We start from the raw sequence: 12603 nt of genomic DNA, 5'->3' as shown, positions 1-12603 counted from the left end.
AGGGGCAACCTGAGCCCCACCCTCAAGAACCAGAACGCCTCGCACCAGTTCCTGGGCTCCACGCCGCCGCCGTCGTCATCGCGCAGCAACATGTCGTTCTCGCTGTACACGGCCAGCGGCAGGATCAGCTGCGGCTTCGACGGCTACACCTCCACCGCCGGCCGGCACGAGGGCATCGACATCGTCCGCGGCGTGGGCGCGGACGTTCACGCCCTGGTGGGCGGCCAGGTCATCAACGTCGTACGCGGATACAACGGCAGGGCGGGACTCTCCACGATCGCCGTCTACAACGCCTCGCTGAACAAGACGGTGATCTATCTGCACTCCGCTCCGCGGTCCTCGCTGCGCGTGGGCCAGCAGGTCAGCCGCAACCAGGTCATCGCCGACGAGGCGTGGCGCGGGGTGTCGAGCAGTTCATCCGCACACACCCACGTGGAGATGCGCCCCGGACGGCACACGCGTGCGGCCAAGAGCGTCGGCGACCCGCACCTGGAGAACCCGAACCCGACCTCGTTCTGGAACTCCCAGGGCTACAGCATCCGATAACGCGCCGAGACCTCTGAGAAGCGAGGAAGACAACTGTGCCTTCACGAACTGTTCAGCTGATCTCGCGGCTCACCGCGGCGGCCGCCGCGATGGCGCTCGGCGGGGCGGTGCTCGCCTCCGCGGCGCCCGCTTCGGCGGCGGGTCGTAACGGCGTGTGCGAGAGCGGTGAGTTCTGCTACTACTTCAACAGCAACAACCAGGGGTCGGTCTCCGACTTCACCGGATCGGTCGGTGACTACGCCACCACGCAGCCCTCCTGCTACGACTTCAAGGGAGCCGGCGCCGGTAAGGGCAAGTGCATCAAGAACGCCGCCGCCTCCGTCTGGAACCGCAGTGGCAAGACCGTCCGCGTCTACTTCAACACCGGCCACACCGGCACCTACCAGGACTTCAAGGCGGGCGCCAGGGGCAACCTGAGCCCCACCCTCAAGAACCAGAACGCCTCGCACCAGTTCATGGGCGGCTCCACATCGCCGACCGGGTGCAAGACCGACGGCACGCACAGCAGGCTGCCCACGACGATCCTCGTCTACCGGAAATCCCTCAATCGCGTGGACCGGGTGGAGTTCAAGACCTACATCAAGAACGTCCTGCCCAACGAGTGGCCGTCGTACTGGCCCAAGGAGTCCCTCAGGGCCGGGGCGATCGCCGTCAAGAACTTCGGCTGGTACTGGGCGCTGAGGTCGGCGAGCAAGACGCCGAGCGGCCAGTGCTACGACGTCTCCGACAACACGAACAGCCAGGTGTACAGGCCCGGCTCCGCGACGGCGGCGACGAACGCCGCGGTGGACGCGACGTGGGGCACCCGGATGACGCGCAACGGGAGTATCTTCCGGGCCCAGTACTGCTCCACGACCACGGCGTGCGGCCACTGGGTCACCGGCGACTGGATGTCGCAGACCGGCTCCCGCGACAAGGCCAAGGCGGGCTGGAGCTCCTCCAGGATCCTCAGGCACTACTACCGGGGGATCGCTCTCACCTCCTGACCCCCGCAGGCCGTCCTCCGCCCCTGGTTCCCCGCCGTGCGTCGCACGGCGGGGAACAGGCGTCAGCGGTGGGTCAGACCCGTCGCGGCGTCACCATGGACATCATCGCCGTCAGCCGACGATGCATGTCGCCGATGTCGGGTCCGCTGTCAGCGCATCGGGTCCGCTGTGAGTGAACCCGCCCGGGTGTTCGGCGATCACGGTGCTTGGGTGTCGGGATGGAGATCTTGATTCTGGGTGGAACAGCGTGGGTGGGCCGGGAAGTGTCGCGGCAGGCGATTGAGCTCGGTCATCGGGTGACGTGTCTCGCTCGCGGCGAAAGCGGAGCAGTCGCGGAGGGAGCGAGGCTGGTGGCCGCCGACCGGCGTGATCCTTCGGGGTACGAACCATTGCTCGACCGCGAATGGGATGCGGTCATCGAGGTGTCGTGGCAGCCGGGCTTCGTTCGTGAGGCGCTCGACGTACTGGGCGGCAGGGCCAGGCACTGGGTCTATGTCTCATCCGTCAGTGCCTACGCCTCCCACGCCGTGCCGGGCGCGGACGAGTCCGCGGCCCTGCTCGCTCCGACCGACCGAAGCGAGGTCGACCGCGCGCTGTACGGCGAGGCGAAGGTCGCCTGCGAGCAGGCGTCGGCGTCCGTGGTGGGCGACCGCCTTCTCATCGCACGCGCCGGTCTGATCGGTGGCCCGGGTGATCACAGCGGACGCTCCGGCTACTGGGTGGCCCGTGCCGCACGCGATCCGCAGGGGCCGATGCTGGTTCCCGACGCACCGGCGAGACCGACGCAGGCGGTCGACGTGCGAGACCTCGCCGCCTGGCTGCTCGCCGCCGCTGAGGCGGGAAGCACGGGCACGTACGACGCCGTCGGTCCGCTCGTTCCCTTCGGGGAGTGGATCGAGCTGTCCCGCGCTGTCGGCGGGCACACCGGCCCGGTGGTCACCGCCGACTCGACATGGCTCCTCGCGAACGGCGTGGCCGAGTACATGGGGGCCGAGTCGCTGCCGATGTGGCTGGTCGAGCCGGGCTGGGAAGGATTCTCGGCCCGGAACGGGTCCGCGGCGCGCGCCGCGGGGCTCCGTCATCGGCCCAGGGCGGAACTGCTGGCCGACACGCTGCTCTGGGAACGCGAGCAGGGTCTGGACCGGGCAAGACGCGCCGGCCTCAGCGTCCAGCGCGAGCGCGAGTTGCTCGAGGCCCTCGGCTGACGGTTCGACCCTCCCCGAGCAGGTTTCTCCGATGTGAACGATCGACAATGACCGTCGCGTGAGTCCGCGTCGCACGCTGCTGTCAGCGCGAACAGAGCCGGCGGCCGGCCGGGCGGCCCTCCGTCCCAGACCGGGCATCGCACTGTTGGGCGTGGTCGCGGTGCTCGCCGGTATGGATGCGCTCCTCTCGGCGCAGGCCTCGGCTCTACCCGCGACCGACGACGGGCCGACCATCCGGGCGCCAGCGGCGGCGCCTCGGCGGGCTACATCGAGAACATCGGGCCAGAGCGCTTCCCTGCTACAGCAGCCGCAGCAGGTCGGCGATGGGCTGAATTCCGGAGACCGGTGGCCGGCCGTCGATCACCAGGCTGGGAACGCCGGTGACACCGTGCTCGGCCGCGCGACGTCGGTCGGCGCGCACCTGTTCGGCGTAGTCGTCACCGGCCAGGGCCGCGCGCGTCTCATCGCCGTCCAGCCCGGCCTCGCCGCCCAGGCGCTGCAGGACCTGCGGGTCGGCCACGTTGAGTCCCTCGGTGTGGTACGCGTGCAGCAGGAGCTCCATCATCTGGTCGGCGCGGTCGTGGTCGGCGGCCAGCTTGCTCAGCCGGTGCGCGTCGAAGGTGCTCACCGGGCGGGCCAGCTGCAGGTTCAGCTCCAGGCCTTCCGCGGCGCCCAGCGACTGGATCTGGGCGATGCGGGCGGGGGCCTGCTCGCCGAACCAGCCGGCCATGGCCTCAGCGGCGGTCGGGCCGGGGGTCCGGCCCGCCTCCGGAGCGAGCTCGTAGGCACGCCAGACGATTTCGAGGCTGTCGCGGTCGGCGTGCTGCGCCAAAGCGGCCGCCAGGCGTCTTTTACCGATGTAGCACCACGGGCACAGCACATCGGCGTATATCTCAAGTTTCATGAACGTCCTACAACATGTCGTGGCCGGTCGGCAGATGTTCGCCTCATCCGCGTCGTATCAACATCATTGGCGACCAGTAGAGCGGCGAGGGCCTACGGGGATGTAGGTCGAATGACTGGTCCGGCGACGTGAGCCACCCCAGCGGGGGCCGAACCGTGGAAACCTCGTCGGTCGGTGACCGATCCGTGCCTAGCCCGGCGCTCCGGCGCGCACCGCGCACGTGGGCCTCATACCGCCGGGCACCCATCACGCGCCACAGAAACCGGGCAGGAGCGGGCATCTCGCTGAGGAACCAGGTCCGCTCGCGCGGTGTCGCGTCCTCCAGGACCATACCGGCCATGGTCAGCTTGCCGGTGAGGCTCTTCGGGCCGTGCTCCATCGCGTGCTCCTGCGGCGCCAGCCACTCCGGCACGGTGAGGTGCTCGTGGATGAGCGGGAGCACCGCGCTCTCCTCCAGTTCGAGGTGCTCGGTGAGAGCCGGGCCGAGGTCGCGCAGGGCGCCGGCGACGCGGTCACGGGCCGTGGGGCTCGCCTCCGCGGTCCAGCTCGGCAGCTCGGCCTCGACGACGCCGACGGCTCGGGCGATCACGTCGTGCTGCCGCCGCATGACCTCGATCAGGTCCTTCTCGAGCGGGACGCGTTCGATGAGGATCGGCCAGAGCAGCTCGTCCTCGGCCTCGTGGTGTTCGTGCAGCATGACGAGCACCAGGTCGAGATGGGCGCCGAGCAGGCGCGCGCGGGCGACGTCGCCGGCGGGCACGGCGGCGATCAGCTCGGGGAGCTGCGCGAACTCGCGGCGCATCGCGCGGTGGATGACCTTCATCTGCTGGGTCTCGGGCTTGTCCACAGGGGAGTTCGGGTCGATCAACATACTTTCATAGTAATCGATATACTATGAATATATGTTCATTACTATCAATGTTCTGCTGTCATAGTGATTTCATGGCAAAGCGTGCGTACACCTCGACGGTCCGGGCCGTCGCGGCTCGGGAGACCCGCGCCGCGATCTTGCGAGCCGCGCAGCAGCTCTTCGCCGAGCAGGGGTACGCGAGAGCCACGGTGGCCGGGATCGCCGAACGAGCGGGAGTCGCCCTGAACACCGTGTACACGAGTGTGGGCGGCAAGGCGGCGCTGATGGAGGCACTGGTCGCGGAGAGCGCCGGCGACGAGCGGATCCAGGCCACCCTGAACGCCGCACTCGGCTCGGCCGACGGCCGTGACATCCTGCGCCGGACGGCCGAGGGCACGGGCGACATGACACGGCGCCACGAGAGCGTCCTGAACCTGCTGTTCGACAACGCCACCGCCGACCCCGCGGTGGCGGCCGTGGCCGAGCGCGCCGTCCAGCGCTACCGGAGCCGGCTGGCCCGCATCGCCGAACACCTGGTGACGCTCGGAGCCGTTCGCACCGACCGGGTCAGGACCGAGCAGGTTCTCTGGTTCTACTTCGGCCGGGGCGGGTGGAAAACGGTCCGCGAGCTCGGCTGGGACTGGGCCGACGGCGCCGCCTGGCTGGCGGAGCAGGCCGCTGCCGCTCTGCTGGTCCCGACGGCCGACAGGGGGGCGACGTGACGGGGCCCGCCCGCGAACACCCGGCATCGTCCTGGGCGACGGTACGGCGACCCGGCCGCACGGCCCGCCTCAGGACCGGCCGCGCCTCATCTCATGCGGTCCTTCGCGCGGGTTCCGAGCGCGCCTCGGCGGTCCAGCTGGCCAGGAGCCGGAGTTTCTCCTCGGACGGTGATCCCGTGTCGGCGGTGTAGATGACGATGGTCTGTCCGTGGCTGTCCGGCAGGTGCAGCGTTTGATAGTTGAGCCGCATGTCGCCGACGGCCTCGTGGAAGAACCGCTTGACGCCGTGCTGGTGTTCGGAGAGCCGGTAGTCGGCCCACATGCTCGCGAACTCCTCGGACCGGGTGCTGAGCTCGCCGACGATTCTCGACAGGGTCTCGTTGTCGGTGCCGGGCACCGCGCCGGCCCGCAGGACGGCGACGATGTCGGCGGCGATCTCCGCCCAGTCGCGGTAGACGACGCGGGCGCGCGGGTTCAGGAACATCCATCGGGCGGTGTTGCGTTCCGCGACCGGCATCGCGGCGAAGTCGTCCAGCAGCGCCTTGCCGGCGTGGTTGACGCCGAGCACCTCGAGGTGCGGGCCGTGGACGACGGCCGGCACGTCGATGGCGTGGATCATGGACAGCAGGGCGGGCCGTGCCTTGGCCGCGGCGGGCCCGCGGCGAGCGGCGTGCTCGATGCCCGGGTGCAGCAGTGATCGAAGATACCTGCCCTCGACCTCGTCGAGCCGCAGCGCCCGCCCGACCGCGTCGATCACCTGCTCGGAGACGTTGCCGACACGGCCCTGCTCGAGTTTGACGTAGTAGTCGACGCTGACCCCGGCGAGGATCGCGACCTCCTCACGGCGCAGCCCTTTGACCCGGCGGGCCGTGGTGGGGCTGGGCAGTCCCATGTCCTCGGGGGAGAGCGCCGCGCGTCGCGAGGTGAGGAAATCGCGCAGTTCGTTACCGGTCGCCATGCGAACCAGTATGGCTGGCCAGGCCGTCGGGGAGCGGGCTCCGGGTGGTACTGCCGGAGCCAGGCAGCCCGGCCTCCGCGCGCAGGCGCAGCGCGGAGACCAGGAAGAACGTGCCCCCGACGACGGCGTAGCCGGCGAGGACCGACAGCGTCGGATCCTCGGTCGAGGCGATGAGGATGAAGGCGGTGCCGGCGATGACGGAGCCGCCGCCGCTGAGGATCATCGCCACCTGGCCGCCGACGCCGCGTCGCAGCACTGCGACGACGAGCTGGAGCAGCCCGGCGACGACGGCCCATGCTCCCCACACCCTCAGCGCCGCGGGAACGCCGGACGGGGACGCCAGCGCCAGCCCCACGGCGGCCAGGGAGCCGGCCGCGATGGTGCCGAACACGGCGAAGCGGACGCGAGTGGCGGACGCGACGCGTGCGTCGACGATCGCGGCGGCGACATCGACCGCGGGGTACACGACGAGCAGGACGCCCGCGGCGACGTCGAGATCGGGCAGGGTGAGCGCGAGAAGGCCGGCCCAGACCAGGGCGAAGCCGAATCGGACGAGATAGAGCCGGCGGAGCACCGGAACCGGAGTCATGGCTTCCTCATCGGGGGAGAGACGTGTCAGTGGCGCCGACCCCAGCGACCGGGAGAGGCCGAGTCGGCAGTCATTCGACCGGCATCCGGCCGGCTCCGTGGCTCTGTCGGAGCCAGGACAACGGGTACCAGCCAGCCTCTTCGTTTCGCCTCCCGGCGGGGCCCTAATGGGATGCGTCAGCAACATCCGGCAAGGGAGAACATCGTGTCTGTTTGGTTCGTCACCGGTGCGTCGCGTGGGTTGGGTCTGGAGATCGTGAAGGCCGCGCTGGAGCGCGGCGACTCGGTCGCGGCGACCGCGCGGGATCCTCGGGCGATCGAGAAAGCACTGCCCGGCCGTCCGGACAACCTGCTGGTGGTGCCGCTGGACGTCACCGATCAGGGACAGGCGGACGCGGCCGTCAAAGCGGCGGTGTCCCGGTTCGGCGGCATCGACGTCCTGGTGAACAACGCCGGGCGCGGGCTGGTCGGCGCGGTCGAGGAGACCAGCGACGCCGAGGCGCGCGGCGTCTTCGACATCAACGTCTTCGGCCTGTTGACGGTCATCCGAGCGGTCGTGCCGGTGATGCGCGCGGCCGGTCGCGGCAGGATCCTCAACGTGAGCTCGACCGGCGGCGTGGTCGCGTGGGCCGGCTGGGGTGTCTACAGCGCGACGAAGTTCGCGGTCGAGGGCCTCACGGAGGCGCTGGGCCTGGAGCTCGCCCCGCTCGGCATCCAGGTGACCTCGGTGCAACCCGGCCCGTTGCGCACCGATTTCCTCGGCTCGACGTCGTTGCAGCACGTGGAGCGGATCATCGATGACTATGCCGTCACCGGCGGGGCGTCGCGCGTCTGGGCGGGAGAGAACCACGGACTGCAGGAGGGCGACCCGGTGAAAGCCGCGGCCGCGATCCTGGCCGTCGCGGATCTCGACGAGATGCCGGCCCGGATCCCGCTGGGCTCCTCGACACTGGCCGACATCCGCGCCAAGCTCGCGGCCGTCGGCGCGGAGCTCGATACCTGGCGGGAACTGGCCCGCTCGACCGACCACGTCGCCTGAGCCGTACGGAAGGGACCTCCCGCCGGTCCGGCGGGAGGTCCCTCGTGGCGCCCACCTTCGGGGTGCCTCGGACGCTCCCCGTGGAGGTCCACCTCCGCCGGGACGCCTCGGACGCTCCTCATCCGAGGCCCGCCCCCGAGGCGCCGCGGATGCTCAGGAACCGGAGGACAGCCGGTCCGCCGCCGGTTCGGTCAGTGCCAGCAGGGCGTCGCGAAGGCCGGCGCGGCCACGCAGGCCCAGCTTCGGGAACAGCTGGTACAGATGCGAACCCACCGTCCGATGCGACAGGTGCAACCGCTTACCGATCTCCTTGTTCGTCAACCCCGCCGCCGCCAGTTCCGCGATCTCCCGCTCCCGCGCCGTCAACGCCGGAGGCCGGCCGTTCCCGCGCCGCCCGCCCAGGACGACTTCCGCCTGGAGATCCTCGGCGGCCCCGGTGCGGCGGCCCAGCCCAGGTTCGGCGACGTCGACGCCAGCCTGTCGGTGAACGGCTACAACCACGTCTGTCTCTCCGTGGACAGCGTCGACGACACCCTCGCCGAGCTCCGCCGGCGCGGCGTGGACATCGTCAACCCGCCGTTCGAGATCGACGACATCAGCGCACGCCTCGCCTTCTTCCGTGACCCGTGGGGGAACATGTTCGAGATCTCCGAACGCATCGGCGACGATCACGCGCACTGATCGCGCCGGGTGGCCGGCAGGACGATCGTGGTCACCGCTTGACCGTGACGGTCTGCCGCTCGGTGAACTCGAGCAGGCCGGCCTGACCGCTCTCGACCCCGATACCGGACTGCTTGAGGCCGCCGAAGGGCACGAGCGGCGACAGGTGCATGATCTCGTTCACCCAAACGGTGCCGGCCTGGAGCCGCTCGGCCACGGCGAGGGCGGCGTCCGGGTCCGTGTCGCGTGCCGGGGCGTCGTAGGGTGTCGCTCCCAGGGCGAAAGGATCATTGTGCCGCAGTCCTCCCGTTTGTCGCGGTCAGCGCTGTCGGCGTGGGTGGCGGCCGCGGCCGTCGCCGCCTTGCCGACCTGGGAGTCGTGGCGCGAGCGACTCGATCGTGAGGAGCCCACCGGGGTCCCCGGGGACATCTACGGGTTGGTGTGCCAGTACAACAGTGGAACGACGCTGTCACCGCTTGCCCCGCTGCGCCGTGATCTCGAAGCGGTCATGGAGATCACGGAGAACTGGGCGTTTCCGGCCCTCGTGGTCCTTCTCGGCCTTCTCGCGTGTCTCGGCCGCAGGGATCCCGGGGTGACAGGCCGGCGGGTGGCGGGGCTCCTCGTCCTGGTCGCGCTCATCGAACCGCTCGCCTCGTTACACAGCGATCGGAACGGCTGCGACGAGACCCCTCTGTTCAGCGCCGGCTGGTTCGCAGGGGTGGCCGGCGGATGGGGGATCACCCAGCTGTGTCTCCTGGTGGCCGCGACGCTGGTGTTCGCCGCGCCGCGGGCGACGCGGTCCGTCACCGCGGACGAGCCGGGCGGGTCACCGGCCGGGACGGTGTGGCGCCGGCCTGCGGCGGCCCTGGCCGACTATTTGATCGTTGTCACGGCCCTCAGCGCTGTTGTGGGGGCGGCCTGGCCCCTGATCGGCAGGGGCTTCAAGGTCCATATGGGAGCCGGGCTTCTGGAGCGGGCCGACGCGTACGTGTTCCGGAGCAATGTGAGGCCGGCGGAACTGGCCGTCCTGGGCGGGCTTTTCCTCTACTTCTGGGTGCAGCACGCCCTGTGGGGGCGGACGCTCGGCAAGCGGCTGCTGGGTGTCCGGGTCGTCGCCGCGCGGACGGGCGGACGGCTGGGCACGGGCAGGACCGCGCTCCGCACGCTGGCCTTCCCCCTCCTCGCCTTCGTTCCCGAGGTCGGGCTGTGGTGTCTCCTCGCGGACGGGTTGTGGATGCTCCTCGATCCCGAAGGCCGGGTTCTTCATGATCGCTGGCTGGGTGCCGCGGTGGTACGCGACCGGGTCCCGAAGACGGCGGTGGGCGGATTGGGCGGGGTTGACGCCGACGAGGTCTTGCCGGAGGGTGGCGCGGATGCGGTGTGTTGACGAGACGCCGATGTCGTCGGCGACCGGTGGTCGCCGTCCGTACCGTCCCGGCACGGTGCTGGACCGGGGGCCACGGCTCAGCCGGCGGGCGGTGCTCATGGCCGCCGGGGGACTGCTCGCCGGTTGCTCCCGGCAGCCAGAGGCCGGCAAGGTCCACCTGCGACTGGCCACCGGGCCGGCGGGGGCGGTGTACCGGCGCATCGGCGGTGCGCTGGCCGAACACGTCTCCGAGCAGGTGCCGGGTGCCACCCTGGTCACCGTGCCGAGCGGGGCGTCCACCGACAACATCCGGATGCTGCGGACCGGCGAGGTTCACCTCGGGCTGACGAGCCTGGACGCGCTGATCACGACCGACGGCAGCGCGCCCGAGGGACTCTCGGCGATATGCCGGCTCTATGACAGTCACCTGCATCTCGTGGTCATGGCCGGTTCGGCGATCGACGGGTTCCGGGACCTGGAGGGCAGGCGCGTGTCCCTCGGCGCCCGCGACTCGGGCACCGAGTTCACGTCGCTGCGGGTCCTGGAGCTCGGCCGGGTGAACGCCGACGGCCGGTACCTCAGCCAGGCCGAATCGGCGGCGGCACTGCGCGACGGCGAGATCGACGCGATGTTCTCCCTGACCGGCGTCCCGACCCCCGCCGTCACGGAGCTGGCGCAGCGGCACCCGATCCGGCTGATCCCGCTGGACGCGCAGGCGGACGCGCTCTTCACGGCGTTCCCCGGTCCCTACACTCCGGCCATGATCCCCGCGACCGCCTACGCCGGCGTCCCGGCCACCCGTACCGTCGCCGTGCCGAACGTGCTTCTCGTGCGCAACGACCTGCCCGACGACCTGGTCCACGCCATCACCGACACGATCTTCACGCACACCGGCACGATCATCTCCGCCAGTCGCGACGCCGAGGCCGTTCCCGAGGCCGTTCCGGAAACGTGGCAGATCAACGTGCGGACCGGGATCTCCACCGCGTCGATCCCGCTCCATCCGGGCGCGGCGGCCTGGTTCCGCGACCGCAAGCGCTGACCCGGGACGGCGACAGGCCGGTGACGGCGACAGATCTGCGACGGTGACGGGCCTGCGACAAGTGACGGGCCTGCGACAGTGACGGGCCTGCGACGGGGCCCGGGGCCTCGGACATGCGACGGGCGCAGGTTCTCAGACCTGTGACGGAGCCGGGTCGCCGGCCGGCGACGCCACCCGCGGAACGACCGGCAACGCGACCACCGCGGCGAATCCGCGCCCGGACCCGTCCGGGCGCGGCAGGCCCTCCTCCAGCCGCAGCTCGCCCCCGGCCGCCCCGACCAGGTCGGCGCAGATCGCCAGTCCCAGGCCGGTGCCGGGCACGTTCTGGTGCCGCGGCGACCGCCAGAACCGCCGTAGCGCCTGGGCTCGCTCGGACGCGTCGATTCCCTGGCCGTCGTCACGGACGGCGATCGTGACCACGTCTCCGGCCGCGGAGGCGTCGCCGGGTCCGGCGCCCGCGCCATCGCGGGCGTCCCGGGCGGTCCCCGCGCCATCGCGGGCGTCCCGGGCGGTCCCCGCGCCATCGCGGGCGTCCCGGGCGGCCCCCGCGCCACCGGGGGCGACCCGGCCGGTGCCCGCGCGACCGGGGACGACCCGGGCGGTCACCTCCACCACCCGCGCGTCCGACAGCCGTAACGCGTTGCTGATCAGCTCGTCCAGGATGCTGCCCAGCCCGCCCGGCGGCTCCAGCAACCGCAGCCCCGGCGGCACGTCGACCGCCAGTGTCTGCCCCGCCGTCGCCGTCAACGCCTGCCACCGGTCCACCCGGGTCGCCAGCACCGCGTCGAGATCCACCGGCGACGCCGTCCGTATGCTCTCCATCCGCGCACTGGCCTGCAGCGAGTTCAGCATCCGCTGCATCGCCTTCAGCTCGTCGACGGCGACGTCGTAGACCTGCCGCCCGTCGCCGGACGCGCGCAGATGCGGTTCCAGGCTCTCCACGGCGAGCCGGAGGCTGGTCAGCGGGTTGCGCAACTGGTGCGACGCGTCGGACACGAACGCCCGCTGCCGCTGCACGGCGTTCTCGACCGCGTCCATCATGGTGTTGAACGACTCCGCGAGCCGCCGCAGCTCGACCGGGCCGGCCTCGGCGTCCGCCCGGATGGTGAGGTCGCCCCGCGAGATCCGGGAGCTCGCCGCGTCCAGCTCCCGCACCGGCCGCAGCACCCACGCCGACACCGGCCAGGCGACGGCCACCAGCGCGATCAACGGCAGCAGCCCGAGCCCGGCGAGCTGGGCCCATCGCACGAGGATGCGATGGCGCGTCCTCGACAGGTCGGAGATCGTCACGACGGTGCCGACGACCTCGCTGTCGCGGCCCACCGGCTCCGCGACCACGAGCGCGGAGTCGTCCCACGGCGCCCACTCCCAGGACGGTTCGGACCTCGCCCCGGCCAGCGCCGCGGTCACGATCCGGGGCAGCGCCGGCTCGGCCCGTGCCGCCTCCCGGTACGCGCCGGCCGGTCCGAGCAGCACCGTGCCCGACATGTCGATCACCGCGACCGGGATGCCGTACAGCCTGTGGTAGTGCGTCAGCTCCTGGTGGAGCGCCTCGGTCCGCCCGGTCGACAGCGCGGTCTCGGCCAGCGACGCGAACCGGCCGACGTCGTTGAGCCGGTCGACGTAGGTCTCCTGCATCTCCCGCTCCGCCACGGTGACGCTGAGCGGCACCCCGAGCGCCGCGACGAGCAGCACCGCGAGAGGCACCAGGACGGCGAGCAGGCGACGGTGCACGGC

15 protein-coding genes are annotated in these 12603 nt (G+C 71.2%); 8 read left to right on the top strand and 7 right to left on the bottom strand.

The genetic code is table 11. The features are described 5' to 3' along the window. The 3 genes from ACTOQ3_RS41780 to ACTOQ3_RS41770 all read left to right on the top strand — a co-directional run. Window positions 1–546 (top strand): peptidoglycan DD-metalloendopeptidase family protein (locus ACTOQ3_RS41780; protein WP_440089486.1); only part of this gene is annotated, 546 nt, incomplete at its 5' end. A 35-nt stretch (window positions 547–581) separates the two neighbouring features. Beyond that, the gene (locus ACTOQ3_RS41775; protein WP_440089484.1) at window positions 582–1532 is read left to right on the top strand and encodes a SpoIID/LytB domain-containing protein; all 951 of its coding nucleotides are present in this window, start codon (window positions 582–584) and stop codon (window positions 1530–1532) included. Window positions 1533–1750: 218 nt separating this feature from the next. Next, complete coding sequence (locus ACTOQ3_RS41770; RefSeq protein WP_440089482.1) at window positions 1751–2737, top strand: NAD-dependent epimerase/dehydratase family protein; 987 nt, start codon at window positions 1751–1753, stop codon at window positions 2735–2737. A gap of 298 nt (window positions 2738–3035) precedes the next feature. On the opposite strand, the gene ACTOQ3_RS41765 is transcribed toward ACTOQ3_RS41770, so the two are convergent. Both ACTOQ3_RS41765 and ACTOQ3_RS41760 read right to left on the bottom strand, forming a co-directional pair. Further along, window positions 3036–3641 carry a DsbA family oxidoreductase gene (locus ACTOQ3_RS41765; protein WP_440089480.1) on the bottom strand — a complete coding sequence of 202 codons (606 nt, stop codon included), beginning with the start codon at window positions 3639–3641 and terminating at the stop codon, window positions 3036–3038. 43 nt (window positions 3642–3684) lie between these two features. After that, window positions 3685–4512, bottom strand: a complete 828-nt coding sequence (locus tag ACTOQ3_RS41760; protein WP_440089479.1) for a hemerythrin domain-containing protein — start codon at window positions 4510–4512, stop codon at window positions 3685–3687. A 71-nt stretch (window positions 4513–4583) separates the two neighbouring features. Here ACTOQ3_RS41760 and ACTOQ3_RS41755 point away from each other — a divergent pair, with 71 nt between their 5' ends. After that, window positions 4584–5213 (top strand): TetR/AcrR family transcriptional regulator, encoded by a 630-nt coding sequence (locus ACTOQ3_RS41755; RefSeq protein WP_440089478.1) that lies wholly within the window; start codon window positions 4584–4586, stop codon window positions 5211–5213. 91 nt (window positions 5214–5304) lie between these two features. Here the strand turns inward: ACTOQ3_RS41755 and ACTOQ3_RS41750 are convergent, their stop codons facing one another. Together ACTOQ3_RS41750 and ACTOQ3_RS41745 are read right to left on the bottom strand one after the other, a co-directional pair. Next, entirely contained in the window at window positions 5305–6171 is an 867-nt protein-coding gene (locus tag ACTOQ3_RS41750) for a helix-turn-helix transcriptional regulator (protein WP_440089477.1), read from the bottom strand. Then, window positions 6158–6760, bottom strand: a complete 603-nt coding sequence (locus ACTOQ3_RS41745; RefSeq protein WP_440089476.1) for a hypothetical protein — start codon at window positions 6758–6760, stop codon at window positions 6158–6160. Before ACTOQ3_RS41745 ends, ACTOQ3_RS41750 begins: the two co-directional genes overlap by 14 nt. Window positions 6761–6964: 204 nt before the next feature. On the opposite strand from ACTOQ3_RS41745, the gene ACTOQ3_RS41740 reads away from it, so the two are divergent. After that, window positions 6965–7798, top strand: a complete 834-nt coding sequence (locus tag ACTOQ3_RS41740) for an oxidoreductase (protein ID WP_440089474.1) — start codon at window positions 6965–6967, stop codon at window positions 7796–7798. A gap of 153 nt (window positions 7799–7951) precedes the next feature. Here the strand turns inward: ACTOQ3_RS41740 and ACTOQ3_RS41735 are convergent, their stop codons facing one another. Beyond that, complete coding sequence (locus ACTOQ3_RS41735) at window positions 7952–8119, bottom strand: LuxR C-terminal-related transcriptional regulator (RefSeq protein ID WP_440089473.1); 168 nt, start codon at window positions 8117–8119, stop codon at window positions 7952–7954. Between ACTOQ3_RS41735 and ACTOQ3_RS41730 the strand changes: the two genes are divergently transcribed. Continuing rightward, window positions 8087–8479 carry a VOC family protein gene (locus tag ACTOQ3_RS41730; RefSeq protein ID WP_440089471.1) on the top strand — a complete coding sequence of 131 codons (393 nt, stop codon included), beginning with the start codon at window positions 8087–8089 and terminating at the stop codon, window positions 8477–8479. The two genes, ACTOQ3_RS41735 and ACTOQ3_RS41730, sit on opposite strands and share 33 nt — an antisense overlap. A 31-nt stretch (window positions 8480–8510) precedes the next feature. Here the strand turns inward: ACTOQ3_RS41730 and ACTOQ3_RS41725 are convergent, their stop codons facing one another. After that, window positions 8511–8735, bottom strand: a complete 225-nt coding sequence (locus ACTOQ3_RS41725; protein ID WP_440089489.1) for an aldehyde dehydrogenase family protein — start codon at window positions 8733–8735, stop codon at window positions 8511–8513. A 15-nt stretch (window positions 8736–8750) separates the two neighbouring features. Here ACTOQ3_RS41725 and ACTOQ3_RS41720 point away from each other — a divergent pair, with 15 nt between their 5' ends. Together ACTOQ3_RS41720 and ACTOQ3_RS41715 are read left to right on the top strand one after the other, a co-directional pair. Beyond that, window positions 8751–9845 carry an RDD family protein gene (locus ACTOQ3_RS41720; RefSeq protein WP_440089470.1) on the top strand — a complete coding sequence of 365 codons (1095 nt, stop codon included), beginning with the start codon at window positions 8751–8753 and terminating at the stop codon, window positions 9843–9845. Beyond that, window positions 9832–10866: a TAXI family TRAP transporter solute-binding subunit gene (locus ACTOQ3_RS41715; protein ID WP_440089469.1), complete on the top strand. Its 1035-nt coding sequence runs from the start codon at window positions 9832–9834 to the stop codon at window positions 10864–10866. The genes ACTOQ3_RS41720 and ACTOQ3_RS41715 overlap by 14 nt, the downstream gene beginning before the upstream one ends. 132 nt (window positions 10867–10998) lie before the next feature. Here ACTOQ3_RS41715 and ACTOQ3_RS41710 read toward each other — a convergent pair whose 3' ends face one another. After that, window positions 10999–12600, bottom strand: a complete 1602-nt coding sequence (locus ACTOQ3_RS41710) for an ATP-binding protein (protein ID WP_440089468.1) — start codon at window positions 12598–12600, stop codon at window positions 10999–11001. Window positions 12601–12603 lie beyond the last annotated feature (3 nt).

Source organism: Streptosporangium sp. LJ11, assembly GCF_051918945.1.
Lineage (GTDB): Bacteria > Actinomycetota > Actinomycetes > Streptosporangiales > Streptosporangiaceae > Streptosporangium.
This window is presented reverse-complemented; position numbering and strand designations above follow the sequence as displayed.